Genomic DNA, 798 nt, shown 5'->3' on the forward strand with positions numbered 1-798 from the left:
CGACAAGTAGGGCGGGACACGTGACATCCTGTCTGAATATGGGGGGACCATCCTCCAAGGCTAAATACTCGTAATCGACCGATAGTGAACCAGTACCGTGAGGGAAAGGCGAAAAGAACCCCGGAAGGGGAGTGAAATAGATCCTGAAACCGTGTGCATACAAACAGTAGGAGCGGACTTGTTCCGTGACTGCGTACCTTTTGTATAATGGGTCAGCGACTTACATTCAGTGGCAAGGTTAACCGCATAGGGAAGCCGTAGAGAAATCGAGTCCGAATAGGGCGATCAGTCGCTGGGTGTAGACCCGAAACCAAGTGATCTACTCATGGCCAGGATGAAGGTGCGGTAACACGCCCTGGAGGTCCGAACCCACTAATGTTGAAAAATTAGGGGATGAGCTGTGGGTAGGGGTGAAAGGCTAAACAAACTTGGAAATAGCTGGTTCTCTCCGAAAACTATTTAGGTAGTGCCTCAAGTATCACCATCGGGGGTAGAGCACTGTTATGGCTAGGGGGTCATTGCGACTTACCAAACCATTGCAAACTCCGAATACCGATGAGTGCGAGCTTGGGAGACAGACGTCGGGTGCTAACGTCCGGCGTCAAGAGGGAAACAACCCAGACCGCCAGCTAAGGTCCCAAAGATTGGCTAAGTGGAAAACGAAGTGGGAAGGCTAAAACAGTCAGGATGTTGGCTTAGAAGCAGCCATCATTTAAAGAAAGCGTAATAGCTCACTGATCGAGTCGTCCTGCGCGGAAGATGTAACGGGGCTAAGCCAGTCACCGAAGCTGCGGATAT

Annotated in this window: 1 rRNA gene; it reads left to right on the top strand. The window is 50.9% G+C overall.

The annotated features are described in order from the left end of the window. A 23S ribosomal RNA gene (locus K0F86_RS27160) occupies positions 1–798 on the top strand; the annotation flags it as partial.

Origin of the sequence: Janthinobacterium sp. UMAB-60 (assembly GCF_900095235.1) — a bacterium.
Taxonomy (GTDB): Bacteria; Pseudomonadota; Gammaproteobacteria; order Burkholderiales; family Burkholderiaceae_D; genus Janthinobacterium.